Source organism: Streptomyces sp. NPDC101227 (genome assembly GCF_044767545.1).
GTDB lineage: Bacteria > Actinomycetota > Actinomycetes > Streptomycetales > Streptomycetaceae > Streptomyces.
Genome location: NZ_JBIWOD010000006.1, coordinates 154,173 through 179,742, shown reverse-complemented (window position 1 = coordinate 179,742; position 25,570 = coordinate 154,173). Strand labels below are relative to the sequence as shown.

Annotated in this window: 21 protein-coding genes; 10 read left to right on the top strand and 11 right to left on the bottom strand. The window is 71.7% G+C overall.

Going from position 1 to position 25,570, the window contains the following annotated elements; all coding sequences use genetic code 11:
- Nucleotides 1–15: 15 nt before the first annotated feature.
- Entirely contained in the window at nt 16–1,488 is a 1,473-nt protein-coding gene (locus ACIRPT_RS15910) for an NCS2 family permease (protein WP_403827367.1), read from the bottom strand.
- 250 nt (nt 1,489–1,738) lie between these two features.
- On the opposite strand from ACIRPT_RS15910, the gene ACIRPT_RS15905 reads away from it, so the two are divergent.
- From ACIRPT_RS15905 to ACIRPT_RS15895, 3 genes are all read left to right on the top strand, one after another.
- Nucleotides 1,739–2,014 carry a DUF2530 domain-containing protein gene (locus ACIRPT_RS15905; protein ID WP_403827365.1) on the top strand — a complete coding sequence of 92 codons (276 nt, stop codon included), beginning with the start codon at nt 1,739–1,741 and terminating at the stop codon, nt 2,012–2,014.
- 82 nt (nt 2,015–2,096) lie between these two features.
- Nucleotides 2,097–4,583 (top strand): HAD-IC family P-type ATPase, encoded by a 2,487-nt coding sequence (locus ACIRPT_RS15900; RefSeq protein ID WP_403827363.1) that lies wholly within the window; start codon nt 2,097–2,099, stop codon nt 4,581–4,583.
- Between the two features lie 51 nt (nt 4,584–4,634).
- Nucleotides 4,635–4,814 (top strand): hypothetical protein, encoded by a 180-nt coding sequence (locus ACIRPT_RS15895; protein WP_403827361.1) that lies wholly within the window; start codon nt 4,635–4,637, stop codon nt 4,812–4,814.
- Between the two features lie 349 nt (nt 4,815–5,163).
- Here the strand turns inward: ACIRPT_RS15895 and ACIRPT_RS15890 are convergent, their stop codons facing one another.
- From ACIRPT_RS15890 to ACIRPT_RS15880, 3 genes are read right to left on the bottom strand one after another with little or no spacing between them, the layout of a single operon-like run.
- Complete coding sequence (locus ACIRPT_RS15890) at nt 5,164–5,550, bottom strand: hypothetical protein (RefSeq protein ID WP_403827359.1); 387 nt, start codon at nt 5,548–5,550, stop codon at nt 5,164–5,166.
- Nucleotides 5,550–9,335 (bottom strand): DUF6531 domain-containing protein, encoded by a 3,786-nt coding sequence (locus tag ACIRPT_RS15885; protein ID WP_403827357.1) that lies wholly within the window; start codon nt 9,333–9,335, stop codon nt 5,550–5,552. Before ACIRPT_RS15885 ends, ACIRPT_RS15890 begins: the two co-directional genes overlap by 1 nt.
- Nucleotides 9,332–10,090: a WXG100 family type VII secretion target gene (locus tag ACIRPT_RS15880; protein WP_403827355.1), complete on the bottom strand. Its 759-nt coding sequence runs from the start codon at nt 10,088–10,090 to the stop codon at nt 9,332–9,334. The genes ACIRPT_RS15885 and ACIRPT_RS15880 overlap by 4 nt, the downstream gene beginning before the upstream one ends.
- Before the next feature lie 215 nt (nt 10,091–10,305).
- On the opposite strand from ACIRPT_RS15880, the gene ACIRPT_RS15875 reads away from it, so the two are divergent.
- On the top strand, nt 10,306–10,491 hold the full coding sequence (locus ACIRPT_RS15875) for a hypothetical protein (protein ID WP_403827353.1): 186 nt from the start codon (nt 10,306–10,308) through the stop codon (nt 10,489–10,491).
- Nucleotides 10,492–10,561: 70 nt separating this feature from the next.
- Here ACIRPT_RS15875 and ACIRPT_RS15870 read toward each other — a convergent pair whose 3' ends face one another.
- Nucleotides 10,562–13,843: a sacsin N-terminal ATP-binding-like domain-containing protein gene (locus ACIRPT_RS15870; RefSeq protein WP_403827351.1), complete on the bottom strand. Its 3,282-nt coding sequence runs from the start codon at nt 13,841–13,843 to the stop codon at nt 10,562–10,564.
- Between the two features lie 532 nt (nt 13,844–14,375).
- Nucleotides 14,376–15,278 (bottom strand): DUF3027 domain-containing protein, encoded by a 903-nt coding sequence (locus tag ACIRPT_RS15865; protein WP_403512559.1) that lies wholly within the window; start codon nt 15,276–15,278, stop codon nt 14,376–14,378.
- A 349-nt stretch (nt 15,279–15,627) separates the two neighbouring features.
- Here ACIRPT_RS15865 and ACIRPT_RS15860 point away from each other — a divergent pair, with 349 nt between their 5' ends.
- The 4 genes from ACIRPT_RS15860 to ACIRPT_RS15845 all read left to right on the top strand — a co-directional run bounded on the left by ACIRPT_RS15860 (nt 15,628) and on the right by ACIRPT_RS15845 (nt 19,273).
- On the top strand, nt 15,628–17,028 hold the full coding sequence (locus ACIRPT_RS15860; RefSeq protein WP_403827926.1) for an MFS transporter: 1,401 nt from the start codon (nt 15,628–15,630) through the stop codon (nt 17,026–17,028).
- 102 nt (nt 17,029–17,130) lie between these two features.
- The gene (locus ACIRPT_RS15855) at nt 17,131–17,643 is read left to right on the top strand and encodes a hypothetical protein (RefSeq protein WP_403512562.1); all 513 of its coding nucleotides are present in this window, start codon (nt 17,131–17,133) and stop codon (nt 17,641–17,643) included.
- A gap of 50 nt (nt 17,644–17,693) precedes the next feature.
- A complete protein-coding gene (locus ACIRPT_RS15850; RefSeq protein WP_403827348.1) occupies nt 17,694–18,419 on the top strand; it encodes a futalosine hydrolase in 726 nt (241 codons plus the stop codon).
- Nucleotides 18,416–19,273, top strand: coding sequence for a 1,4-dihydroxy-6-naphthoate synthase (locus ACIRPT_RS15845; protein WP_403827346.1), 858 nt, complete (start codon nt 18,416–18,418; stop codon nt 19,271–19,273). The genes ACIRPT_RS15850 and ACIRPT_RS15845 overlap by 4 nt, the downstream gene beginning before the upstream one ends.
- Nucleotides 19,274–19,275: 2 nt before the next feature.
- Here the strand turns inward: ACIRPT_RS15845 and ACIRPT_RS15840 are convergent, their stop codons facing one another.
- Nucleotides 19,276–19,659, bottom strand: a complete 384-nt coding sequence (locus tag ACIRPT_RS15840) for a cold-shock protein (RefSeq protein WP_400064092.1) — start codon at nt 19,657–19,659, stop codon at nt 19,276–19,278.
- Between the two features lie 241 nt (nt 19,660–19,900).
- Here ACIRPT_RS15840 and ACIRPT_RS15835 point away from each other — a divergent pair, with 241 nt between their 5' ends.
- Nucleotides 19,901–20,149 carry a hypothetical protein gene (locus ACIRPT_RS15835; protein ID WP_403512571.1) on the top strand — a complete coding sequence of 83 codons (249 nt, stop codon included), beginning with the start codon at nt 19,901–19,903 and terminating at the stop codon, nt 20,147–20,149.
- Here the strand turns inward: ACIRPT_RS15835 and ACIRPT_RS15830 are convergent.
- Complete coding sequence (locus ACIRPT_RS15830) at nt 20,116–20,763, bottom strand: HAD family hydrolase (RefSeq protein ID WP_403827343.1); 648 nt, start codon at nt 20,761–20,763, stop codon at nt 20,116–20,118. The two genes, ACIRPT_RS15835 and ACIRPT_RS15830, sit on opposite strands and share 34 nt — an antisense overlap.
- A 537-nt stretch (nt 20,764–21,300) precedes the next feature.
- Complete coding sequence (locus ACIRPT_RS15825; RefSeq protein ID WP_403827341.1) at nt 21,301–22,410, bottom strand: hypothetical protein; 1,110 nt, start codon at nt 22,408–22,410, stop codon at nt 21,301–21,303.
- Between the two features lie 166 nt (nt 22,411–22,576).
- Here ACIRPT_RS15825 and ACIRPT_RS15820 point away from each other — a divergent pair, with 166 nt between their 5' ends.
- Nucleotides 22,577–25,069, top strand: a complete 2,493-nt coding sequence (locus ACIRPT_RS15820; protein ID WP_403827339.1) for a helicase-associated domain-containing protein — start codon at nt 22,577–22,579, stop codon at nt 25,067–25,069.
- 73 nt (nt 25,070–25,142) lie between these two features.
- Here ACIRPT_RS15820 and ACIRPT_RS15815 read toward each other — a convergent pair whose 3' ends face one another.
- Together ACIRPT_RS15815 and ACIRPT_RS15810 are read right to left on the bottom strand one after the other, a co-directional pair.
- The gene (locus ACIRPT_RS15815) at nt 25,143–25,328 is read right to left on the bottom strand and encodes a hypothetical protein (protein ID WP_403827337.1); all 186 of its coding nucleotides are present in this window, start codon (nt 25,326–25,328) and stop codon (nt 25,143–25,145) included.
- Nucleotides 25,325–25,552, bottom strand: a complete 228-nt coding sequence (locus tag ACIRPT_RS15810; protein WP_403827335.1) for a hypothetical protein — start codon at nt 25,550–25,552, stop codon at nt 25,325–25,327. The genes ACIRPT_RS15815 and ACIRPT_RS15810 overlap by 4 nt, the downstream gene beginning before the upstream one ends.
- Between the last annotated feature and the right edge of the window lie 18 nt (nt 25,553–25,570).

Genomic DNA, 25,570 nt, shown 5'->3' with positions numbered 1-25,570 from the left:
GGCGGCCGCCGTCGGTTACTTGACGCCCAGCGCCTGCTCGATCGGATGCAGCAGGAAGTAGACGAGGAAGCAGAGCCCGACCACGTCCAGCAGCCACGGGATCTGCTTGAACCGGCCGGTCGCCGTGCGCAGCAGGATGTACGACAGCACGCCGATGCCGATGCCGTTCGTGATGCTGTACGTGAACGGCATCGAGACCACCGTCAGGAACGCCGGGATGCCGACGGTGAAGTCGCCCCAGTCGATGTCCTTGACGTTCGAGGCCAGGATCAGGAAGCCGACGACGAGCAGCGCGGGCGTGGCGGCCTGCGAGGGCACGACGGTCGCCAGCGGCGTGAAGATCAGGGCGAGCAGGAAGAGTCCGCCGGTCATCAGGTTCGCGAGGCCGGTCCGCGCGCCCTCGCCGACGCCGGCCGTGGACTCCACGAAGCAGGTGTTGGCGGAGGCGGAACCCGCGCCGCCGGCCGCGACCGCGATGCCGTCCACCATCAGGATCCGGCCCATGTTCGGCAGGTTGCCGGTCTCGTTGTCCAGCAGCCCGGCCTCCTCGCCGACGCCGATGATGGTGCCCATCGCGTCGAAGAAGCCGGACAGCAGCACCGTGAAGACGAAGAGGCAGCCGGTCAGCACGCCGACTTCCTTGAAGCCGCCGAAGAGGCTGATGTGGCCGATCAGACCGAAGTCCGGCGCACCGATGATCTTGTCCGGGACGTTCGGGACGGCCAGCCCCCACGCCGAGTCCGGGATGTCGGCGACGGCGTTGATGATGATCGCGACCACCGCCATCGTCACCATGCCGATGAGGATGGCGCCCTTGGTCTTGCGTACGGTCAGGACGAACATCAGCACCAGGCCGAGCACGAACACCAGCACCGGCCACCCCTGGAGCTGGCCGCCCTGACCCAGACCCAGCGGCACGGTGGTGTGCGCGGCGTCCGGGTTACGGGTCACGAAGCCGGCGTCGACCAGGCCGACCAGCGAGATGAACAGGCCGATGCCGATGGCGATGGCCCGGCGCAGCCCGCCCGGGATCGCATCCATCACCCGCTGCCGCAGGCCCGACGCGACCAGGATCATCAGCACCAGACCGGCGAGCACGACCATGCCCATCGCGTCCGGCCAGCTCATCTTGGGGGCGAGCTGGAGCGAGACGACGGCGTTGATGCCGAGGCCGGCGGCGATGGCGATCGGGACGTTGCCCATCAGGCCCATCAGGACGGTGCTCAGGCCGGCCATCAGCGCCGTGGCGGTGACCAGCTGGCCGTTGTCGAGGTGGTGGCCGAATTTGTCGACGCCGGCGCCGAGGATGATCGGGTTCAGCACGATGATGTAGGCCATCGCGAAGAAGGTCGCCAGGCCGCCGCGGAGTTCGCGGCTCACCGTCGACCCCCGCTCGGAAATCTTGAAGAAGCGGTCGAAGCCGTTCCTGGGCGGCTGGGGGGCCGGGTTCTTGAGGGGGTCGACCGGCGTGGTGGCCGAGGGGGGCATGCGGGACCTCAGTCGGACGGGCCTTGGATCAGGCGCAGGGGCCCAACAGCCCGGAACACGAGCAGGGACAGGGCCAGGGACAGAAACACAATCAACCGGATCAGATTGGATGAATCAACGATCCAAACCCGCCAGACCCAGAAAGGTTCAGTATGAATAAACAATCCGTTGATCGCTATCTCCGCGCGTAGACCCCTGCGGCGTCCGGCCCGCCCCTGAGGGCGTACGCCCTCCCCGTAAGCTGACCCCCATGTGGAAGAAGTCCGAACTGCGCGAGGCTCCGGCGCCCCTCGAAGGTCCCGTCGTCGGCACGATCACCGGCGGCACCATCATCTGGTTCGTGCTCTTCCTCGGCCAGCTCCCCTTCTACGGCTGGTACGCCGACCACCGCCGCACCTGGCTGATCTGGACCTGCCTCGCCGGCGCCGCCCTCGGCCTGCTCGGCATCTGGTACGTACGCAAGCGCGACGCCGCCATCAAGCGGGACGCCGCCGTGAAGCGGGCCGCGGCGAGCGATCCCGTCTGAGGCCCCGCCCGGCGGCCACCCCGGCGGCGGAAGAGCCCGCCCCGGCAGGTGAACCGGGCATTCCCCCCGTAACGTCGGGAGCATGACGCACCGGGCGAGAGCCGAGGTCGGCGGACCCGAGGACGGGCCCGGAGCCGGATCCGGAGACGGGCCCGGAGGCAGCATCGGACCGGCCGGCGGACGCCCCGACGCCGAGGCCCCCGCCCGCCGCCCCGTCCCCGAAGCGTCGCACCCCGGCCTGACCGCCTCCGAGGTCGCCGAACGGACGGCCAGGGGCGAGGTCAACGACGTCCCCGTGCGCTCCTCCCGCTCCACGGCCGACATCGTCCGGGCCAATGTCTTCACCCGGTTCAACGCCATCATCGGCGTGCTCTTCGCGATCATCCTGGCCGTCGGCCCGATCCAGGACGGCCTGTTCGGCTTCGTCATCGTCGCCAACACCGGCATCGGCATCGTCCAGGAGCTGCGCGCCAAGAGGACCCTGGACAACCTGGCCGTCATCGGCGAGGCCCGCCCGACCGTGCGCCGCGACGGCGTGGCCGCCGAGATCCCCACCTCCGAGGTGGTCCTCGACGACGTCCTCGAACTCGGACCCGGCGACAAGATCATCGTGGACGGCGAGGTCCTGGAGACCGACGGCCTGGAGATCGACGAGTCGCTCCTGACCGGCGAGGCCGACCCGGTCCTCAAGAAGCCCGGCGACCGGATGATGTCCGGCAGCTTCGTCGTCGCGGGCGCCGGCGCCTTCACCGCCACCAAGGTCGGCCGCGAGGCCTACGCCGCCCAGCTCGCGGAGGAGGCCAGCCGCTTCACGCTGGTCCACTCCGAACTGCGCACCGGCATCAGCCAGATCCTCAAATACGTGACCTGGATGATGATCCCCACCGCCCTCGGCCTCATCCTCAGCCACCTGTTCACCCTCGGGCTCCCCGCCGACGAAGCCATCCGCCGCATGGTCGCCGGCATCGTCCCCATGATCCCCGAGGGCCTGGTCCTGCTCACCTCCGTGGCCTTCGCCATCGGCGTCATCCGCCTCGGCCGCAAGCACTGCCTGGTCCAGGAACTGCCCGCCATCGAGGGTCTGGCCAGGGTCGATGTGGTCTGCCTCGACAAGACCGGCACCCTCACCGAGGGCGGCATGGACGTCCGCGAAATCCGCCCCCGGAACGGCGCCGAGGAGCCGTACGTCACGCAGGTGCTGGCCGCCCTCGGCGCCTGCGACCCCCGCCCCAACGCCTCACTGCAGGCCATCGTCGACGCCTACCCCGCCACCGACACCACCTGGACCGCGACCGACACCCTCCCCTTCTCCTCCGCCCGCAAATACAGCGGCGCGTTTCTCGCCACCCCCGACGGCGACCGCACCACCTGGCTCCTGGGCGCCCCCGACGTCCTCCTCCCACCGGGTGACGGTGCCCTGGCCGACATCGACGAGCTCAACGCCCAGGGCCTGCGCGTCCTCCTCCTGGCCGCCACCGACCGCGCCCTGGACGACCCCGAAGTCACCGCGGCGGTGCGCCCCACCGCCCTCGTCGTCCTCGAACAGCGCCTGCGCCCCGACGCCTCCGACACCCTGCGCTACTTCGCCGACCAGGGCGTCCAGGCCAAGGTCATCTCGGGCGACAACGCGGTATCGGTGGGCGCGGTGGCCGGCACACTCGGCCTGCCGGGAGCCGACGCGCCCGTGGACGCCCGCAGCCTCCCCGCCGATGCGGCCGCCATGTCCGCCGTCCTCTCCCGGAGCACCGTCTTCGGCCGCGTCACCCCGCAGCAGAAGAGGAACATGGTGGCCGCCCTCCAGTCCCACGGTCACAACGTCGCCATGACCGGCGACGGCGTCAACGACGTCCTCGCCCTGAAGGACGCGGACATCGGCGTCGCCATGGGGTCCGGCTCGGAGGCGACCCGGGCCGTCGCCCAGATCGTCCTCCTCAACAACAGCTTCGCCACCCTCCCCTCGGTCGTCGCCGAGGGCCGCCGCGTCATCGGCAACATCACCCGGGTGGCCACCCTCTTCCTCACCAAGACCGTCTACTCGGTCCTCCTGGCGATCCTGGTCGCCTGCTGGCAGATCCCCTACCCCTACCTCCCCCGCCACCTGACCCTGCTGTCCACCCTCACCATCGGCGTCCCGGCCTTCTTCCTGGCCCTCGCGCCCAACAAGGAGCGCGCCCGCCCCCACTTCGTCCGCCGCGTGATGCGCTACGCCGTCCCCTCCGGCCTGATCACCGGCACCGCCGCCTTCGCCACCTACCTCCTGGCCCGCAGCTACTACACCGGCCCCCACGCCCTCCCCGCCGAGACCAGCGCCGCCACCCTGACCCTCTTCCTCGCCGCCATCTGGGTCCTCGCGATCATCGCCCGCCCCTACACCTGGTGGCGGATCGCCCTCGTCCTGGCCATGGCCCTCGGCTTCGTGGTCGTCCTGGTCACGCCCTGGCTGCAACGCTTCTTCGACCTGAAGCTCGTCGGCACGACCATGCCCTGGACCGCCGTCGCCATCGCCGCCATCGCCGCCGTACTCCTGGAGATCACCTGGCGCTGGGTCGCCCGCCGCTTCCCCGCCTGACGAGGCCACGGAATTGCCGCTTCCGCCCGCCTCCCCCTAGGGTCCATCCCCATGACATCTCTCGCGGGGGACCTGAAGTACGAAATCCTGGCCAGGGGCCACCACCACGGCGGCCACTACGGCGGCAGCGGCGACGGCAGCAGCGGCCCCATGGAATGGTGGATGTGGGTGATCCTCGCCATCGGCGTGGTCGCCATCCTCTGGAGCTTCGTGAAGAAGTTCACCAACTGACACCGCACCAATCGTTCCGAAGGGCGCCGGCCCCGCTCGTCATGAGCGGGGCCGGCGCCCTTTCGGCAGGCAGGGCTACGGCTGAGCCGTGGCGACACGTGTCGCCGAGCTAGCCGAAAGTCCCCAGCCTGAAGAGCTGTTGAGCGATGGAGTCGAGTTCGCACTGCTCGTCAAGATTCGCCCTGCCGGCAGCAGATTCTCCGTCACGTTCCGACTTGCCGCTCGGGTCCCTTTCCCGGGGCCCAGCAGCGCACTGGTGCGCGGTACGGCGGATCCCCATCCCGCGCGGCCCCCGTCGACACCAAGTCGGTCTCGCATCTAGAGGTGCGGGACCTCTTGCCGTTTGGAACTATTGCTGCTCGGAGGATTGCAATGGCCCCTCAATCGCCACATCTTGGAACGTAAGCAACCAATTATCGTAAATGTAGTCACTAAAAACCTCCAGAACTCGCCCATCTCGCATAAGGAGAGCAATGTCGAGTGAATTGAAACGCGACTGAGGCTGAATGTCGACGATTTCCGAGTTTATGACCGAATTAATATTTCCCGCCATGTCAGCCCTGAGTTCGGCACCATTCGAAGCCTCGATGACTTCGCTCTTACTCAACCGCCACGGCCCCGAGATCCGAAGACTCCACCCGGGACCACCCAGATAGAGCGTCTCGGAATCCTGTTGGCAGTCATCGATCCGAAGCGGCAGGCGGGGCGCTAGTTCCATAAACACGTCAGTGATCATTAGTAAAGTTCCACATGGGTTCGTTCGCGTATGTACTGTTTAGCGGCTGCACCCTTCATACCTCGCGGCGCCTGAGGTTGCCGCCCTGTGAATGGGCTAATTGCCTGACCTTTCTGACCGTTCGGGCCCGGCCGTTCGAACGAGGCTCGCAGGGGCGCAACTCCCGACGGTTCCATGACGCGGATGGATTCGCCATTCGGCAAGTGGTACTGGACACCCGCTGCTCTGGTCGGGGAAGTACTGAACCCAGGTTCTCCTGCGTCTACAGCTCTCTGGAGTCCCGTCTCCAATCTAACCCGATCCGTCGGAACGACGGTCCCATGCTGGTCTGCTACAAAGGCGGCCCTATTGGGGTAGGGGGCGAGGCCGAGGGGGTCAGTCCAGGTGTGGGGGTTGTGAACGTAAGTGGACGGATTGGGGGCTGGAGTCAGGCCGAGGGGATCGGGGGTGAGGTAGCGGGCGGACTCTGGGTCGTAGGTGCGGAAGTAGTTGTGGTGGAGTCCGGTTTCGGGGTCGAAGTATTGGCCGGGGAAGCGGAGAGGGGTATGGGCGGTGGCGTCTGTGTTCCAGGTGGTGGTGCCCCACAGGGTGGTGCGAGTGCGGGCAGCGATAGTGCCTTGTTCGTCGAGGAGTTCGGTAGGGGCGCCGACTAGGTCGGTGACGATGGCGAAGAAGCGCTGGTCGACCTCGTGTTGCGGGGCGTGGGCTGCGGTGATCCGCTCGCGCTGGGTCAGGGGCTTGATGCCCTGGTGATCCCAGGTGATAGTCACTTGTGTGGAGCGGCCGTGGACGATGGTGGTCTGTTCGCACAGGTTGCTCCCGTCCCACGTGAAGTTGACCTGTTCGGCTATGTGTTGGCCGTCTTCGGTCAAACGTAGCTTGGCGGTGCGTCGGCCGAGCGGGTCGTAGGTGTAGCGCCAGGTCGTGCCATCCGGGGTGGTGCACGCGGTGAGACGGTCTTCGGCGTCCCAGGTGTAGTGCCAGGTATCGGGTTTGTGGGAAAGTCGAGTCTTCTGGCGCAGGGTAGTGCGGCCAGCCGCATCGTATTCGTAGCGGACATGGCCCGCGCGGTCGAGGCGGGTGGCGCTGTAGGTGCGCTCGCCGCGGGCCTCGGGGTTCGGGTGGCGGTTGGGCCACATGGCGTGGGTCTGGTTGCCGGCCGCGTCGTAGGCGTAGGTCTCGGTCCAGTTGTGGGCAGAGACGGTGGTGACCCGACCGGCGGTGTCCAGTTCGAAGTGGCGGACGCCGTTGAGGTGGTCTGCGATGCCGGTGAGGTAGCCGTCCGCACGGTAGGTGTAGGCACGGTGCTGGACGGTTTCGGCGGCTGAAGTGATGTGCTGGTCGGTGAGGCGGCCGAGCGCGTCGTAGGCATGGGTGAAGGTGAGGTCGCCGAGGGTGCGGGAGATTTCCTGGCCGAGAGCGTCGTGCGCAAAGGCCAGGGTGCGGCCGGAGACGTCAAGTCCGGTGCCCTGCCCGGCAGCATCGTAAGTCCAGGTGCTCACCGCGCCGGTGGGGGTGGTGCGGGATATTCGGCGGCCAAGGGAGTCGTAGGTGAAGGTGGTGGTGCGGCCGTTCACCGTCTCGGCGACGACCTCTCCGAACTCGTTGCGGTTGTATGTGAGCTCACTGTCCGGTCCGGTGATCTGGTCCAGACGACCGGCCGCGTCGTAGAGGTAGGTGGTGAGCGCACCGTCGACGTCCTTGGTGAGGGTCTGGCCGAGGGCATCGCGATGGAAGCGAATGGACTGGCCCAGCGGGGTGGTGCGGGAGACCAGCCGCCCTGCCGCATCGTGCACATAGGTCTGGGTGCGCTTGTCGAAGTCCGTCTCCGCGATCAGGCGCCCGGCCTCGTCGTATTCGTATCGCCAGGTCAGGCCCTGTGGGTTGGTGACCTTCATGAGTTTGAGCTCGGTGTCGTGGACGAACTCGTAGCGTGCGCCGTCTGGATCGGTGCGCGCCTTCAGCTGATCGAAGTGACCGTATTCGAAGGTTGTGACCTGCCCCAGAGAGTCGGTGTGGGTGGTGCGGTTGCCCTCTCCGTCGTACGTCCAGGATTCCTGCGTGGAGTCCGGGTTGAGGCGGGTAGCGAGGTGGCCTTCCGGAGTCCACTGGTAGTGGGTGGTGTTGCCGAGCGGGTCAGTGACGGAGATGGTGCGGCCGAACTTGTCCCGGTGAAAAGTGGTGACAGCGCCGAGCGGGTCGGTGACGGCGCGCGGCAGGCCTGCGCCGTCGCACTCGATACGCGTGGTGTGGCCGAGCGGGTCAGTGACGGAGGCGAGGTGGCCATTGGAGTCGTGGGCGAAGCGGGTGGTCTGGCCGGTGGGGTCGGTGACGGCGATTCGGTTGCCGTTGGCGTCGTACTCCTGCCGGACCGTCTGGCCGTCCGGGCCCCTGACTTCCGTCGGCAGGCCGAGGTCGGTGTAGATGGCGGTACTGGTGGAGCCGTCCGGGCGAACGACGGAGACGAGGTGTCCGCCGTCGTCGTAGGTGAAGTGGGTGGTGGCACCCAGCGGATCAGTGATCGTCAGAGGCCGGTCTGCGGCGTCATAGGTGGTGCGAGTGGTGTTGCCGAGAGGATCGGTTACCGCGATGACCTGGAGGCGGTCGTTGACGAGATAGCGGGTGTGAAAGCCTTCACCGTTGGTGTGGGTGGTGGTGCGGTGGCCGGTTTCCGGGTCGGGGTCGCCGTAGGCGAAGCGGTTGGCAATGTGACCTTCAGCACCGGACTGCGCGGTGCAGCGATGACGGCCGTCGTAGCTGTACTCGTAGCGGGAGTCGTTGGAGTCGACCCACGCGGTCATCCGGTGGTCGGCGTCGTACTCGAACCGGGTCACGGCGCCCGCGGCGTTGGTGACGGTGGTGAGATTGCCGGACTCGTCATGACCGTAAGAACGGATCAGCTGGTCCGAGCTGTCCTCGGCCGCGCCCGCCAGGTGGAGGTCAGTCAGGCGGCCGTCGTCGTCGCAGGTCAGCTTCAGTTCGTAACCGGCGCTGTGTCGGATCGCGTACGGGATGCCGGTCTCGTCGGCGTAGTCGAAGGTGATCCGGTGCCCGTTGCGGTCCGTAATCTCGTCCGGCAGGGCCATGCCGGGGGCGTGCAGGGCGTCACTGAAGTAGCAGGTCTGGCCGGTCTCGGGGTCGTTGACGGCCCAGTCGCCCCGGAGGGTGCGCATCAGCGGCCAGCGGGGTCCGTTCTCCGGCAGCACCCGTTCGCCGGTCTCGGGCGTGGGATAGCGCAGCAGCATGCCACTCTCGGTGACGAAGACGATGCCATCGGCGTCGATTTCGAGGCGCTGGTCAACGGTGGAGGACCAGGACGGCCCGATGTGGCGTCCGACGCGGGTGGAGGACTCGTACCTGCGGGTGAAGGACAGGGGCAGGACACCGGGGAGGGAGATGTCGGTCTGGGTCAGGAAAACCTTGCCGGTGGCCAGGTCGACGGGGTCGGTGTCATCCGTCTCTTTGGTCTCGTCCTTGCGGGTCTTGTCGTTTGCGTGTTCGGCCTCGGCCTCCGCGCGGGCGCCGCCCGACCGGCCACCACCGGACGGCCGGCCACCGCCCGTGCCGTGGGGCGCGTGCGGCATGTCCTCCTTGCGGCCCTTGAGGAGCTTTTCGAGCTCCGCGGCGTGTTTGGCGTCGTTCTCGGCGTGGTTGGTGGCGACCTTCTTCAGACGGTCGCCCGCCCCGTGGTACAGGTCCTGGACGGCCTTACTGGCGTCCTTGGCCAGGGTCTTGCCCAGCTTCTGCGCGCCGTTCTCCAGCGCCTTGACGATCGGATTGCTCATTCGAAGGTCACCCCCGCAGCCTTCGTTTCGAATTCGGCGGCGTGTGACGCCACCTTCTGCGCGTGTCCGCGCAGCTGTTCGGCGCGTGCGTGGAGCTGCTCCGGGTGGATGGAGAAGCCCTGCCCGCCGCCGCCTGCCCCGCCGCCGGCGGAGACGCCGAGCGCGGACTCGGCGGCCTGGAAGACCATGCCGCTCACGGCCTTGCTGACCGTCTCCACCAGCGGGTCGATCGCCGCCTCGATGACCTGGGCGATGATGTACTGCTCCAACTGCTGTACCAGGAAGTCCATGAGCTTCTCGGCCGCCGCTATCACAAGCGCCTCGGCCGCCTCCGCGATCCCGAGGGTGGCGACCGCGGCAGCCTGGTCGGCAATGAACGTGATGGCCAGCACAGTCAGTTCGGCGATCGCCTCCAGCTTCATCGCCACGATCGTGTCCGCCGCAATGTCCAGCGCGGATGCCACGGTGTGACAGGCGTTGACCAGCTCCGTCATATGGCCGTCGGACAGCTGCGCCCACTTGGCCAGCAACGCCTCGTACGACGCGCCCTGGTAAACGTCTTCCAACTGCTTGATCGTGGATGTGGAGTCCTTGTGGGTGTCATCCACCTTCTGTGCGAAGTCCCGTACATGGGACGCGAATTCGCGAACCTTGTCCTCGTCGACGTTCGGCCAGTTCACCCCGATGAACTGAAGAAACGTCACCACTTGTTCAGGCAGCTCGATCGCCATAATTCCCCCCTCGGCAAAGCCCATGACAGCCCATCAGATGCTGTTCAAGGAATGCCAAAGGGAAGGGAAATGCTCACCCTAAAGTCGGTCATCAGTACGTTTGCAGCGAGGAAGCCGACACTCCCCCCGGCGCGATCGCCATCATCCGGAGCGCGGCGCTCCCCCGTGTGCCGACAGCATGGACCCCACCCGCCCGTAAGGCTGGCGCCCCGGCCGGAGTGCCCCTATGGTCCGTCCCCATGAAGCTCATTTCGGGGGACCTGACGTACGAGATCCTGGCTCGCGGCCACCACCACTACTCCCACCACTACGGCGGCAGTCACGGGACCAGCGACGGTGTCATGGACTGGTGGGAGTGGCTGATCCTGGGGGTCGGCGTGATCGTCGTCATCTGGGCGCTGGTGAAGAAGTTCAGCTCCGACTGACGCCCCCTGCCGCGGACAACGGGCCCCGTCGCAGTGCGACGGGGCCTTCACGCACCCGGCCGGTGGTCGGTCAGTCGAACCACCGCGCCTCCGCCAGTTCCTCGCCCCGGTCCGGGTCTTCGAGGAGGGCGGCGACCTCGAAGCGGCGGGGCCACTGGGCGGCGGCCCAGGAGAGGCCGGCGGCCACGCCCTCCAGGGTGGCGGCGTGCAAGGTGGCGTCCGGGGTCCAGCGCCAGTCGAGTTCCGTGCCGTCCTCCAGGGCGAGCGATTCGTGCTCGACGTACGAGGCGGGGGTGGCGGGGCCGAGCAGCACGCGCACCGCGTCCGGGATGTCGTGCCGTACGCCCTCCGAACGGACCTCGGCGGTGACGGCCTCGCTCAGGCGTCGGACCTGGAGGAGTTCGGCCAGTTCGGCGGCGCGGGACGGGCGGACCGGGAGGAGGGGGAGGTGGACGGCGAGGGGCATCAGGTCGGGCGCGTCGGCGACCAGCGCGGTGCCGGCGTCCACGACCTGGATCTCGCCGTCGACGACAACCCGCAGCTCGTCGGGGAGGGTGACGTCGTCGGGGTCCAGGTCCGTCAACGCGCCGTAAAGGGCGTGGAGTTGGGTCGCGCCGACGGTGACGTCCGGGTCGGCGAGACGGGCGAGGAGTTCCGCCGCGCCGCCCGGCTCGTCCAGCAGCGCGGCCAGGGACGTACGGACACCGAGGGCGCGCAGGACCTGGTCGTCGACCTCGCCGGCGTCCGCGGACTCGTACAGTCCGGTCAGCAGCGGGTCGCCGCCGGCCGCGCGCAGGCCGGCGGGTCGGCGGCCGTCCAGTACGGGGTGCCCGCGCAGCCACCAGGCGGTGTAGGGGCGTACGGACTCCGTGGTGCCGTCGGGGAGGAGGACCCGTACGGGGGTGGTCAGGGCATCGCGCAGGGGCGGCTGGGAGAGCATGGCGAGGACCTGGGGCCAGCAGTCCTCGTCGACCAGGTCGAGATCGCGCACGGCGACCAGCTCCGTGACGACCGGGGGGACGGGCGTCCCCGGCAGGGTGTCGAGGATGTCCTCGCACCACACGTCCACGGCGTCGAGCAGACCGGGGTCGTCGGGCTCGGGGAAGTCCCCGTCGCGCGGCTCCAGCTCGTCCGGGTCCAGGACGACGTCGGCGGCGCGGACGAGCGCGAAGGCGGCCAGGACGCCGACGGCGGTCAGCGGCTGCTCGCCCCAGCGGTCGGCCAACTCGGCGTCGCAGGCCGCCAGTTCACCTTCCCGGATGACGCGTTCGAAGGGGCTGCCGGGGAAGACCAGCTCCCCGGCCGGTGCCAGCTCGCCGTCCTCGTCCGGCAGGGCGAGGGCGGCCAGCCAGGGCTCGTCGCCGGGAGCGAGGTTGGCATCGCGGACCAGGCCGAGGACCGCCTCGGCCAGTTCCTCGGCGCCGAGCGGGGCGCCGATACCGCCGCCGAGCTCGTCCGCGAAGAGATCGAAGGCGTCCTCGTCGGCGTCGAGGGAGTTCTCCACGGCCGCCCGCACCTGGGGAGTCGTGAGCACGGCGCGCGGGGAGGCCGGGGTGGCACCCAGTTTTTCCAGGAGCGGGTGGACCGCGTCCGGATGCGCGACCTTCAGGCCGAGGCGGGCGAGGGTGCGGTGCCGGGCCTCGGTGTCGCCGTCCTCGTAGGGGCCGCCGCCGGGCAGCGGCAGCAGGACCTGACGGGGCCCGATCGTGGTCCGTACGCCGCCGCCCGCCCCCTGTCCGGCCTCGGCGCCCGCGTCCCGTCCGCCCGAACCTGCGAGCGGCACCGGGAGCCCGCTGAGCCGGTCCGGGTCCGTACCGGCCAGCGCGTCATACAGGCGCCACCACCAGCCGGGCGCCCGCTCGACACCCGCCAGCCGGTCCACCATCTCGCCCAGCGGTACCCGCGCCACACCCAACGCCCGCAACTCCGGACGCCGTTCCAGACCCGCCGGCAGCAGGCTGGGGAAGAGTTCGGCCAGTACGCCGACGGTCGCCGCGCCCGCGCCCTCCAGCAGCTCGGCGTCCACGGGGCGCAGGACATAGCGCTCGGCGGCGTCCTCCTCCCCGTCCCACTCGGGCGATGCCTCCGGCTCCTGGGGCGTTCCCGCGCTGGGCAGGAAGCGCACCCGCGGCAGCATCTCCAGCACCTGGCGGCGCAGTTCGCCGTCCAAGCCGCCCTTGCCCAGGGGGCCCGGTACGAGGTCGAGGGTGCCGACGGAGACCGGCTGCCAGTCGCGGAGCAGCGAGGCGTAGGTGACGGCGGCCTGCTCCACCAGGAAGTCGGCCAGGGGCCCCGGGGCGACATGGCGGCGGGTCGGCTCGAGGGGGAACGACGCGATGAGCAGCGCGGGCAGGCCGAGGGCCTCGTCCGTCGGGGTCGGCGCGTGCACCACGGCGGCGGTCGCGGGGCGTACCGGCGCGCCCTCCGCGTCCACCGGCACCGCCCAGGTCACCGACCAGGCGGGGCGCAGCCGCTCCTCGACGGGCCGGTCCGCGAGCAGCGCCGGATCCAGCGGGCCGCCGTCCGTGGCCACCCGCCAGCGGGTGGCGCCCCGCTCGCTGTCGTCGATCAGGACGTAGTCGCCGTCCTGACGGCACCTCAGCTCCCGTACGCCCTCCGGGGTCTCGATCACGACCTCGGACAGGCCCGGCAGGGTCAGCAGCAGGGCCGCGTCGACGCCGGCGAGCAGCCGCTCGGCGAGGTCCTGCGCCGCGCCGTCGCGCAGCGGCAGTACGACGGCGGTGTCATAGCCCTCCGGCGCGCCGCCCTCCGCGGGCAGCGGGAGGCGCAGCAGCGGTACATGGCCGTCGCGGCGGCGCAGCTCGCCGCCCAGGCCGGGGCTGTGCGCGGCCACCTCCTGGGTCAGCGCGCGGGCCTCGGCGAGCGACCAGCGGACGCCGCCGGTACGGCCGATCAGCGCGGGCTCGTCGCTGACGGACAGCACGGCCGCGAACCCGACACCGAACCGGCCGACCGCGGCGGTGGCCGCGCTGCTCTCCCGCTTCGCGGAGGCCCGCAGCGTGGACAGCGATTCGACGCCGGTGGCGTCGAGGGGGGCGCCGGTGTTGGAGGCGACGAGGACGGCGGATTCGGTGGCGTCGGCCGCGCGCAGGGTCAGCCGCAGCCGGCCGGGGACGCCGGCGCGGCCGGCCGCGTCGGCGGCGTTCTGTGCCAGCTCGACGACGAGGCGGTCGCGGTAGCCGCCCAGCGCGAGGTCTTCCTCGGCGTTGGCGTCCTCCCGGAACCGGGCGGGCGACGCGGCCCAGGCATCCAGTACGCCGCGCCGCTGCCGCGCGGTCCCGAACGGGTCGGCGCCCTCGTCGGCGCCCCGTACCCACGACGTACCAGCCACGTGTTCGTCTCCCTTGAGGTGGTCCTGCTGGGCCCGACGTTACCCTTCGGGGCGCGTCCCACGTGGCCGGGTGCGGCGCCGTGCTTCTTCTGTCGCTCTGTCCCCGCCTTCGGCGGGATCGGGGGAGGTGGTGGGGTGGCTCGCGGGGCGGTGCCGTGGGGTGCGGTGCCGGGCCTCCAGGACTTCGTCCCTACGGCCCGTCCCCTCCCGACGGTTTCGCGGCCACCCCTGAGTGGGGGTGAACACGGCTGTAGCTGATCTGGGAGGTTCAGCGGGCGGCCCGTCTTGTACCTTCCTCTCCCCCGGCCGAAGGTCGACGACGAACGGGAGGCGGCAGGCCGTAGGGACGAAGTCCTGGAGGCCTGACGCCGCGCCCACCCCGACACACCACCCGACCTCCACGGCCAACCCCCACCCCGCCCGCCGAAGGCGGGCACACCCCCACGGCGAGACAGCCGGCAACGTGGAGCCCCGAAGCGCGAGCGCACCCTCACGGCGGGAAAGCCGACGACGTGGGGAGAAAACCACAGCGCTAGCTGTGCCCGAGCTCCTCCGCCGGCCCGGCCTCCGACACCGACCCGCCCGGCTCCGGCCGCAACGACAGCGGCTCGACGACGGTCTCGTCCACCACCGGCGCGGCCGGCCGCGGCGGTGCCGGCATCACGGCCGCCTCCGAGTGCGCCCCGCAGCCGTACGACAGGGAGACGACCCGTCCGTCCGCCGGGGCGAACTCATTGGCGCACACGCCGAAGGCCTGGCGCAGCGAGCCGGTGAGCGGGGTGAGGAAGCCGCAGGTCATGCACGTGGCGGGGGCCGCCTGAGCCATCGGGGTCTTGGCGCCGTACGCCTCTTCCCAGCGGTCGGCCGCGGCGTGCAGGCCGTAGCGGGAGAGGACTCGGGCGCGGCGCATGCCCAGTTCCTCGGCGACGGCGGCGATGCTGCCGCGCTCGGGGAGGGGCTGGGACGCGGGTGAGCCCGCGACGACATCGGCCTCCTCCGTGTCGGCGACGTCGGCGGCCATTCCCTCGGCGACCACGGAGTTCGGCGGCGGGCCGTCGTCGCCGGAGTAGCCGGGCTCCAGGCGCAGGTCCTCGGCCTCGGTGGGCAGCAGATCGCCGGGGCCCATGTCGCCGGGGCGCAGCCGTTCGCTCCACGGGACCCACTCGGGGGCGAGGATCGCGTCGGGTCCGGGCAGCAGGACCGACTCATCGACGGTGACGGCCTTGGCGCGGGAGGCCCGGACGATCGTCACGGCCCAGCGCCAGCCCCGGTAGCCGGGCTCGTTGCAGGCGAAGAGGTGGGTGACCACGCGGTCCGCGTCGGCGACGGCATCGATGTGTTCGCCGACCATTCCGGGAAGCGCGGTTTCCTCCGCCGCCACCCGGGCAAGGTCGACCGCCTCGGCGCACAGGCGATCAGGGGTCCGGCTTCGCATCGCAGCACTCACAAGAATCGATTCTCTCTTCCACGCCGTCTCACGAGTGCGCCAGCCAAGGCTGTCCTGTCTGTCCGGACGACCGGCGGGGCCGGGGCGGGCGGAGCGGACCAGGGGACCGCGTCGACGTCCGCGCCCGATCGGTTTCGGTCGAGCGCACCTCTTACGTCCCATTCTGCGGGATAGCAACGAGGCACGCGGCCAAAAACGACCGCCGGTGGCGCGCTACACACGCTACCCCTTCAACGGTGCCCGACCCCTCGGCGGGAGCGGCAAATGTCAGCGGCAGCCCACGGAGGCCGGTGCGCCCCGCGTGGCAGGGCGGAGAAAGCGCCACCTGCCGGGCGAGTTGGGGCAATATGACCAGGTGGCCGGCCGAACAGGCGGGGACTCAGGCAACCGGGCCCGCCGGGCGGGCCGGGCGGCCGGCCGCGCGCTGCGTACGCCGTTCACCGGAGCGGCCCGCGGCGTGCGCCGCGCGACCCATGCGCACGGCGCGGGTGAATCCGGTCTGAGCAAGCTGATCGAGCTGCATGCGGTGAACTCCGCGGGCGACATGATGATCACGATCGCGCTGGCCTCGACGGTGTTCTTCTCGGTGCCGACGGATCAGGCGCGCGGCCGGGTGGCGCTGTACCTGGCGGTGACCATGGCGCCGTTCGCGCTGCTCGCGCCGGTGATCGGGCCGCTGCTGGACCGGGTGCCGCACGGCCGCCGGGCGGCGATGGCGGGCGCGATGCTGGCGCGGGCGCTGCTGGCGCTGACGATGTCGGGCGCGGTGGCGAGCGGCGGGCTGGAGCTGTATCCGGCGGCACTGGGGGTGCTGGTGGCGTCGAAGGCGTACGGGGTGGTGCGCAGCGCGGTGGTGCCGCGGCTGCTGCCGCCGCGGATTTCGCTGGTCAAGGCCAATTCCCGGGTGACGCTGGCGGGGTTGCTGGCGACCGGGGTGGCGGCGCCGGCCGGCGCCGGACTTCATCAGATCGGGCCGAGCTGGCCGCTGTACGGGGCGTTCGTGGTGTTCGCGACGGGCACGTTCCTGTCGTTCTCGCTGCCGCACAAGGTCGACTCGGCGAAGGGCGAGGCACGGGCGCGGCTGGCGTCCGGGGACACGGCCGCGGCCTCGGGTGCCCGGCCGCCCAAGCCGGGGCTGCGTACGGTCGGGCCGTCGGTGCTGCACGGCCTCCAGGCGAATGCGTGTCTGCGGTCGCTCTCCGGCTTTCTGACGTTTTTCCTGGCGTTCCTGCTACGCGAGCATCCGCTGGGCGGCCTGGGCCCGGCGGCGTCGCTGGGTCTGGTGGTGGTGGCGGCCGGGGGCGGCAATGCGCTGGGTACGGCGGTGGGCGCGTGGCTCAAAGCGCGCGGCCCGGAGGCGATCATCGCGGCCGTGCTGGGGCTGGCGCTGAGTGCGACGGTGCTCGCGGCGGTGTTCTACAACGTGATCGCGATCGTCGTGGTGCCCGCCGCGGCGGCCGCGGCCGGGCTCTGCCAGGCGCTGGCCAAGCTGTCGCTGGACGCCATGATCCAGCGGGATGTCCCGGAGGCCGTACGGACCTCGGCGTTCGCCCGGTCGGAGACGGCGCTCCAGATGTCGTGGGTGGTGGGCGGCGCGATCGGCATCTCGTTGCCGCTGATCGGCATGGTGGGCATGTCGGTGGCGGCGGGGCTGGTGGCCCTCGGGGCGGCGCTGGCGGTACGGGGGCTGCTGGGCGCGGCCCGCCGGGGCGGCGCGGCGCACGCCCGGGTGGCCTGACCGGCGGCCCGATGGCCCGACCGACGGGCCCGGGTGGCCCGACCGGCGCGGCACGCCGCACCCGCGCGTGGCGTGGCCGGAAGCGCCAGATAGCCTGCCCGTATGACCGCTGCGTTGATCTCCTGGGGCAAGGGCCGCCGCGCCGCTGCCGCCATTGGTGCCGTGTCCCTGGGCCTCCTCACCCTCTCCGCCTGTGAGAAGCCGACCGCGCTCGCGACCGTGACAGCCGGTTCCTCGACGGTGTCGGCCGAGGCGACTCCCGGTTGCGACGGCGGCGGCAAGTCCCTCGACAAGGAGAAATTCACCGCCTGCATCTCCAAGCAGGGCGGCAAGACGATCACCGTCAGCCCCGGCGAGAAGGTGCGCATCGGCGTGGAGCCGGACATCGCCAAGAACGGCTGGCTCGCCTTCGCCGGCGACAGCGGCCAGGGCGTGTCGAAGACCCACCAGACCTACCGCACGCTCGACAGCAGCCAGCTGTTCGTCAAGCAGGACCCGCAGACCCGACAGAGCATGAACGTCGACGAGATCACGCTTCAGGTCGCGGAGTTCCCCAAGGGCGGCGGCCAGATCCCCTCGGCCATCTTCCACTTCACGCTGAAGCAGAAGGACTGACCGGCGCTGACCGGAACCGGGAAACGGCCACGCGCCGCACGGAGCGCCTGATGCGCATCCTGGTCGTCACCGCGGTGGCCGCCGAGCGCGACGCGGTGTGTGCCGCCTCCGGGCCGTACGACGTGGTGGCGCTGCCCGGCGAGTACGGCCTGCACCGCGCGCAGCGGTCCGCCGGCCGGGACCCGCTGGTCGACGTCCTCGCCGCCGGTGTCGGCCCCGCCGCGGCGGCCGCCGGCACGGCCACGGCGCTGACCGCCGCCGCGCTCGCCGACGAGCCGTACGGCCTGGTCGTCTCGGCCGGTATCGGCGGCGGGTTCGCGCCGCGTGCGCCCCTGGGGTCGGTGGTGGTCGCGGACGCGATCGTTGCCGCCGATCTGGGCGCCGAGACCCCCGACGGCTTCGTTCCGGTCACCGAACTCGGTTTCGGCACGGTGGCCCACCGCCCCGATCCGGCGCTGGTCGAGGCCGTCGCCGCGGCGGCCGGCGGCACGGCGGGCACCGTTGTCACCGTCTCCACGGTCACCGGCAGCGCCGCCCGTACCGCCGAGCTGGCGGCCCGTCATCCCGGTGTGCTGGCGGAGGCGATGGAAGGCTTCGGGGTCGCCGAGGCGGCCGCCGCGCACGGCGTGCCGGTGCTGGAGCTCCGTACGGTCTCCAACGCCGTCGGGCCCCGCGACCGCGCCGCCTGGCGGATCGGCGAGGCGCTCGCCGCCCTGACCGCCGCCTTCCGCACGCTGCCCGCAGCCTGTGCACCATCCCCGAGGAGGATCCCGTGACCGCGACCCGGCCGCTGAACATCGCGTACTCGCCGTGCCCGAACGACACCTTCGTCTTCGACGCCCTGGCGCACGGCCGGGTCCCCGGCGCGCCGGAGCTCGCGGTCACCTTCGCCGATATCGACCTCACCAACGGCATGGCCGAGCGCGGCGAGTTCGACGTGCTGAAGGTCTCCTACGCCGTCCTGCCCTGGGTCCTCGAGGAGTACGCGCTGCTGCCGTGCGGCGGGGCGCTGGGGCGGGGCTGTGGGCCGCTGGTGCTGACCCGGGAGCAGGGCAGGGCCGGGGACCTGGCGGGCCGGACGGTGGCGGTGCCCAGCGAACGCTCCACCGCCTATCTGCTGTTCCGGCTGTGGGCGGCCGCCGAAGTGCCGGGCGGTGTGGGCGAGATCGTGGTGCTGCCGTTCCACGAGATCATGCCGGCGGTGCGCGACGGCAAGGTGGACGCGGGCCTGGTCATCCATGAGGCGCGCTTCACGTACCAGGACTACGGGCTCACCTGCGTGGCCGACATGGGCGAGCACTGGGAGGCCACCACCGGCCTGCCGATCCCGCTCGGCGCGATCATCGCCAAGCGGTCACTGGGCGAGCCGGCGCTGCGCGACCTGGCGGCGGCGATCCGTGACTCCGTACGGATGGCCTGGGACGACCCGGAAGCCTCCCGCCCCTACGTCCTGGAGCACGCCCAGGAAATGGACCCGGCCGTAGCGGACCAGCACATCGGGCTGTACGTCAATGAATTCACCGCCGACCTCGGCGAGGACGGCTATGGCGCGGTGCGCGGGCTGCTCGGTCGCGCCGCGGCCGAGGGGCTCGTACCGCCCCTCGGCCGCGATGCGCTGAATTTTGTGTGAGGTCAGACGTCCAGCTGGTCGGCCACCGCACGGAGCATTCCGGCGATCTTCCCGCCGTGTGCCTTGTCGGGGTAGCGGCCGCGCTCCAGCTGCTGGGTGACGTTTTCCAGCAGCGTGGTGAGGTCCTGCACGATCGAGGCGAGTTCGTCCGGCTTACGGCGCTGTGCGGCCGCCACCGAGGGCGCGGGGTCCAGAAGCGTCACGGTCAGCGCCTGGTCGCCGCGCTGACCGGCGACCACGCCGAATTCGACGCGCTGGCCGGGCTTGAGTGCGTCCACGCCGTCGGGCAGTACCGACGAGTGCACAAAGACGTCGCCGCCGTCGTCGCGGGAGAGAAAGCCGAAGCCCTTCTCGCTGTTGAACCACTTGACCTTGCCGGTAGGCACGTCTGTCCTCGTCCTCGTACTCGTCGGAAAATGCCGGGAAAAATTACTCGGGAAAGAGATGGGCCGGGCCCGCTGCGGAATCTGCGGATCTGCGGGAGAAGCGGGTCGGGATAAACGGGTCTGGATAACACTGCAGCGGGCCACATGACCCGCCACCACAAGGCTAATGGTCCGGTGCCCGGTGACAAGACGTCGCAGGGGGGATCCATCGATGCTTCTGGCCCGGACTTACCCTGGTCAGGTGTCTGACGAAACTCCCCAGGCCGGGGATCTGCTGGTCCGAATCGGCGCGATCATGTTCCTAGTTGGCGCAGTGGCCACTCTCGCCACGGTGACGCCGCTGTTCCTCGGGACCGATCCGCTGCCGTCCGTCTTCTACTGGGTGTGCATGCTGATGGGCGCCGGGTTCGCGGTCGCCGCGGCGGGCGTGATCCGGTCCGCCAGGGCCCAGCGGCATCAGGCGGATGCGTCCGCCAGCCCCGCGCCGTAGCCGTCCAGCCACGCCGGGAACTCCGTCAGATCGCCGAGCACCACGTCGGCCCCGGCGGCGCGCAGCTCCTCGGCGTCGCACGGCCCGGTGGCGACCGCGACCGACAGCGCGCCCGCGGCGCGCGCCCCGCGGACGTCCCCGGTGTGGTCGCCGACGTAGATCGCCGCCTTGTGCTCGCGCAGCGCCTCGGCCTTGGCCTCCGCCCACAGTGAGCCGATGACCGCGTCCGCATCGATGCCCAGGTGCGACAGATGCAGCTTGGCGTTGGGCTCGAACTTCGCGGTGACGACGATGGCGCGCCCCGCCTCCGCCCCTGCCGCGGCCGCTTGGACGGCGGCGATGGCCTCGCGCGCGCCGGGCATGGCCAGCGTCCCCGTAATGGCGTGCTCCGGATACAGCGCCCGGTACACGTCGCTGATCTCCGCCACCCGCTCCGCCGGGAACCACCGGCGGATCTCCTCCTCCAGCGGCGGCCCTATCCGGCTGATGGCCGCGTCGGCGTCGATGTACGTCCCGGTCCTGGCGGCCAGCGCCTGGTAGGTGGCCTTGATGCCGGGGCGGGAGTCGATCAGCGTCATGTCGAGGTCGAATCCGACCGTGAGGGGGTGAGCCATGGGGGTCATTCTCCCCACGCCCTTCCCTTCCCTGGGGGGCGCCCCATGTTTTCGGCTTTCCCGCCATGGGGGTGCGCCACGTTTTCGGCTTTCCCGCCGTGGGGGTGCGCCCGCCTTCGGCGGGCGGGGTGGGGGTTGGCCGTGGCGGCCGGGTGTATGTCGGGGTGGGCGCGGCTGCAGGCCTCCAGGACTCCGTCCCTACGGCCTGCCGCCTCCCGTCCGTCGTCGACCTTCGGCCGGGGGAGGGAGAGGTACACGACGGGCCGCCCGCTGAATCTCCCGGACCGGCCACAGCCACTCCCCACCCCCGCCCAGGGGTGGCCGCGAAACCGGCGGGAGGGGACGGGCCGTAGGGACGAAGTCCTGGAGGCCCGGCACCGCACCCCACGACACCGCCCCGCGGCCCACCCCACCACCTCCCCCGATCCCGCCGAAGGCGGGTGAAAACCACGGACGAGGCACGGCGCCGCACCCGGCAACCAGGGGCGAACCCGAAGGGCACGCGCACCCGGCCACGTGGGGCGAACCCCGAAGGACCTACCGCCCCCGGCGGAGACGCCAGAGCAAGAAGCCCGCCGACCCGACCGCCGCCACCCGGGCCACGCCCGGCAACGCGTCGAGGAGGGCCTGGCCCAGCAGGCCGGGCGCGAGCGGTTCGCCCCAGCGACCGTCGAACCGTCCCCACAGCCACACCATCAGCCCGCCGACGGCGGCCCCCGGTACCCAGAGCGCCGCGCACTTCGCCTCGCGCCGGGTCAGCCGCCGCGATACGTACGCCAGCGCCCAGCCGCCCCCGAGCGCGAGCCACGACCCGAGCACCGCACCGGCGAGCAGCAGCACCACGGCCAGCGTGGGGAGGGGGCTGAGCCACGCCCACGGGGACGCCGGGGCCGTTTCGGGCGGCGCTTCCTCCGACGCCTCCTCCGGCTCTTCGGCCGCAGGCTCGGCCTGCGCCTCGGGGGCGGGCCGCAGGCCGAGGGCGCGCCGCAGCAGCCGGGGCAGCGGTCGCTTGCCGTCTCCCCGCTCCTGGCCGTCGGCGGCCTTCTCCAGGGCCGGCGGCCCCTCGCCCCCGTCCCGCGGCGCGCCCGGGTGGTCCGTCGCGTTCGTCTTGGCCGTCTGGCCCTTGGGCCGGTCCCAGATCTCCGGGATCTCGATGCCGCCGACGAACCCGTGCACGGTCTCCTCCGGGCCGTACGGCGAGGGATCCACCCGCCACCAGTCCGGCGGATCGCCCCCGTCGCCCAGCTCATCGATGCCCGCAAGGTGCGGCGGTGCGGCGGTCGGCTCCGGCTCCGGTGCGGCGCGCCGGGCGCCCTTGCGCAGGAAAGCGGGCAGCGCCGGGCCCGCCCCGTCGCGCGGCGCGGGCAGCTTGCCGGCCAGGGCGCCGCGCCAGGCGGGGCCGGGGCGCGTGGCCGTCGGCCGGACCGTTTCCCCGCTGCCCGCGGCCGTCACCACGGCCTCCGGTGTCCCCAGCCGCGACAGCATCCGCTTCACGCCGGGGACCGTATCGGCCTTCTGGGCGTCGATCTCCGCCCGCAATCCGGACACCAGCCGCATCCGTGTGGCGGCCGGCAGCCCGCGCTGCTGGGCCAGGTCGCCGACCCGGCTCAGATAGTCAAAGACGAGCTGATCGCTCTCGATCCCCACGACATGCCCCCACGAAATCCCCTGCGGCGTCCGCTGGTTGCCGCTCCGACCGTACCGCCCGGCAAGATGGCGCGCCGTCGCGGACGGGCGCGCCGAGCGTGCGCCCCTCGGCGCCCTGGCCGCCGGACGGTGACCTGCGAACCCTCCCCCCGCTAACGTAAGACGAATGACCGATACACCCCGCACCCTGGCCGAGGAGCTCAGAACCCGCACCGACAGCGGGCTCGTCGGCCTGCTGCGGGCCCGGCCCGACCTGCTCAATCCGGTGCCGGGGGATGTCACCCAGCTCGCCACCCGGGCCGGGACCCGGGCGTCGGTGGTGCGCGCCGTGGAGCGGCTGGACCGGTTCGCGCTGCAGACCGCCGAGGCACTGGCGGTGGCGCCCGATCCCTGTCCGTACGGGACGCTCGCGGGGCTGATGGGCGGGGACACCGGGGACGCGGCGGTGGCCACGGAGCTGCCCAGGGCGGTGGCCGCGCTGCGGGCGCAGGCGCTGGTCTGGGGGCCGGACGACCGGCTGCGGCTGGTGCGTACGGCGCGTGAGCTGCTCACGCCGAGCGCCACGCATCCCTCCCCCACCGGGCTCGGCCCCACGGTCGCGGAGGCCATGGCCGGGATGTCGCCGGGGCGGCTCCAGGAGATCATCGCCGCGGCCGGGCTGCCCGCGACCCATGACCCGGTCACCGCTGTCGCCGCCCTCACCGGGCTCTTTTCCGGCCGGGACCGTATGGCGGCGCTGCTCGACACCGCGCCGGCCGAGTCCGTCGCGGTCCTCGACAAGCTGCTGTGGGGCCCTCCGTACGGCGGGGTCACCGACCGTCCGGCGCCGCATCTGCAGTGGCTGCTCGACCGGGGCCTGCTGATCCCGGCGGGCGGGCGCAATGTCGTACTGCCGCGGGAGGCGGCCCTGCATCTGCGCGCCGGGCGCGCCCACCACGTCCCCGAGCCGCTGCCGCCCGCCCTGGCGCCGGTCACGGAACGCGATCCCCAGCTTGTGGACAACGCCGCCGCGAGCCAGGCGTTCACCTCGCTGGCGACCGTCGAGGAGCTGCTCAAGGAGTGGGATCTGGGCGGGCCGCCCGTGCTGCGCGCCGGCGGCCTGAGCGTCCGCGACCTCAAGCGGACGGCCGTCGCCCTGGACACCACCGAGCGGCTGGCCGCCTTCTGGCTCGAACTCGCCTACGGGGCGGGACTGATCGCCTCCGACGGCGAGGCCGACGAGCAGTACGCCGCCACGCCGGCCGCCGAGGAGTGGCTCCAGCTGCCCGACCACGAGCGCTGGGGCACGCTGGCGGCCGCCTGGCTGTCCGCGACCCGTACCGCGGGCCTGGTGGGCACCGCCGATGCGAAGGGCCGCGCCCTGGCCGCCCTCGGCCCCAACCTGGACCGTTCCCCGGCCCCCGAGGTACGCCACCGCGCCCTCGCCCTGCTGGCCGGCCTTCCGCCCGGCACGTCCGTACCCGCCGCGGCGGTCCTCTCCCGCCTCCAGTGGGAGCGGCCGCTGAGGGGGGCCGCGGCGACGAGGGCGGCGGGCGCTCCTGAGGGGACGCCGGGCTCCGCCGCGCCCGCGGAATCCGACCTTCGCTCCCGTATCGCCCAATGGACGCTCGAAGAGGCCGAGTTGCTGGGGATGACCGGCCGCGGCGCGCTCGCCGCGCATGCCCGCGCCCTGGTCGACGCCGGGCCGGCCGCCACCCCCGCCGAGCACGCGGCCGCGAACGCCCGCGCCGTCGCCCTGCTCGCCCCCCACCTGCCCGAGCCCCTCGACCACGTCCTCCTCCAGGCGGACCTGACGGCCGTCGCCCCCGGCCCGCTGCGCCGCCCGCTCGCCGAGGCGCTCGACGTACTGGCCGACGTCGAGTCCAAGGGCGGCGCGACGGTGTACCGCTTCACCCCCGGTTCGGTACGCCGCGCCCTGGACGCCGGCCGTTCCGCCGCCGAACTCCAGGAATTCCTGGCCACCCACTCCCGCACGCCGGTCCCCCAGCCGCTCGCGTACCTCATCGACGACATCGCCCGTAAGCACGGCCAGCTCAGGATCGGCGCGGCCGCCGCCTACGTCCGGTGCGACGACGACGCCCTGCTCTCCGAGATCCTCGCGGACCGGCGCGCCGCCGGCCTGCGGCTGCGCCGCCTGGCGCCGACCGTGCTGGCGGCGACGACCAGCCCCGATCAGCTCCTCGACGGCCTGCGGTCCATGGGGTACGCCCCCGCCGCGGAGTCCGCCACCGGCGATGTGCTGATCGCCCGCACCGACTCCTACCGCACCTCGCCCCGTACGGCCCCGACCCCGGTCCCCGAGGGCCCGCCCGCGCCCGACGCCACGCTCCTGGAAGCGGCCGTGCGCGCCATCCGCGCCGGCGATCTGGCCGCCACCGCCGAACGCAAGCCGCTGCACGGCCCCGCCCCGACGCCGGGTGCGCTCCCCCGCACCACCTCCGCCGAGACCCTCGCCACCATGCAGGCCGCCGTCCTCACCAGCTCCGCCCTGTGGATCGGCTATGTCAATGCCGACGGTGCCGCCAGCCAGCGCGTGATCGCTCCCGTACGCGTCGAGGGCGGCTTCGTCACGGCCTACGACCACACCTCGGACGAGGTCCGCACCTATCCGCTGCACCGGATCACGGGGGTGGCGGAGCTGGCGGATGACGCGGTGTGAGGGCGTAGCGCCGCCCTCCCGACGCGCACCGCGGGTCAGCGGCCCGTAGCGCAGGCCGGCGGCCCGTAACGGCTCAGCGGCCCGCGCCGCGGTCGCCTCCTTTCCCCGCCCGCCGCCAGAGCATCACCATGCCGAGCGCCAGCACGGTCACCGCGGCAAGCACGATGACGGCCTTGATCACGAGGTCCGTCAGGAGGTGCGCGGCGAGCTCGGACGAGTCCATCGCGAGGTGCACCGTCGCCGTCGTGAGAGGCGTCATCGCCGGCCACCCCGCCCGCCCGGGCGCCCGGGGCCGTCCTCCAGCCGCCGGGCGGCGGCCCGTACCGCCGCGCGCACCGCGGGCTCCGCGTAACGGCGGGCGTCATCGAACCTGCCGCGCCGCTTGAGGGCCAGGGCGACGGCGAAGACCACCAGGGCCAGGACCACGAGGCCGCCCGCGATCAGGCCGAACCTGACGAGCATGAAATTGAGATAGCTCTCCACGCTGCACTCCTTTTTATA

What these genes read in the sequence shown, in the direction of transcription:
- ACIRPT_RS15910 (WP_403827367.1), bottom strand. Translation starts at nt 1,488, where the DNA reads ATGCCCCCCTCGGCCACCACGCCGGTCGACCCCCTCAAGAACCCGGCC.
- ACIRPT_RS15905 (WP_403827365.1), top strand. Translation starts at nt 1,739, where the DNA reads ATGTGGAAGAAGTCCGAACTGCGCGAGGCTCCGGCGCCCCTCGAAGGT.
- ACIRPT_RS15900 (WP_403827363.1), top strand. Translation starts at nt 2,097, where the DNA reads ATGACGCACCGGGCGAGAGCCGAGGTCGGCGGACCCGAGGACGGGCCC.
- ACIRPT_RS15895 (WP_403827361.1), top strand. Translation starts at nt 4,635, where the DNA reads ATGACATCTCTCGCGGGGGACCTGAAGTACGAAATCCTGGCCAGGGGC.
- ACIRPT_RS15890 (WP_403827359.1), bottom strand. Translation starts at nt 5,550, where the DNA reads ATGATCACTGACGTGTTTATGGAACTAGCGCCCCGCCTGCCGCTTCGG.
- ACIRPT_RS15885 (WP_403827357.1), bottom strand. Translation starts at nt 9,335, where the DNA reads ATGAGCAATCCGATCGTCAAGGCGCTGGAGAACGGCGCGCAGAAGCTG.
- ACIRPT_RS15880 (WP_403827355.1), bottom strand. Translation starts at nt 10,090, where the DNA reads ATGGGCTTTGCCGAGGGGGGAATTATGGCGATCGAGCTGCCTGAACAA.
- ACIRPT_RS15875 (WP_403827353.1), top strand. Translation starts at nt 10,306, where the DNA reads ATGAAGCTCATTTCGGGGGACCTGACGTACGAGATCCTGGCTCGCGGC.
- ACIRPT_RS15865 (WP_403512559.1), bottom strand. Translation starts at nt 15,278, where the DNA reads ATGCGAAGCCGGACCCCTGATCGCCTGTGCGCCGAGGCGGTCGACCTT.
- ACIRPT_RS15855 (WP_403512562.1), top strand. Translation starts at nt 17,131, where the DNA reads ATGACCGCTGCGTTGATCTCCTGGGGCAAGGGCCGCCGCGCCGCTGCC.
- ACIRPT_RS15850 (WP_403827348.1), top strand. Translation starts at nt 17,694, where the DNA reads ATGCGCATCCTGGTCGTCACCGCGGTGGCCGCCGAGCGCGACGCGGTG.
- ACIRPT_RS15830 (WP_403827343.1), bottom strand. Translation starts at nt 20,763, where the DNA reads ATGGCTCACCCCCTCACGGTCGGATTCGACCTCGACATGACGCTGATC.
- ACIRPT_RS15820 (WP_403827339.1), top strand. Translation starts at nt 22,577, where the DNA reads ATGACCGATACACCCCGCACCCTGGCCGAGGAGCTCAGAACCCGCACC.
- ACIRPT_RS15815 (WP_403827337.1), bottom strand. Translation starts at nt 25,328, where the DNA reads ATGACGCCTCTCACGACGGCGACGGTGCACCTCGCGATGGACTCGTCC.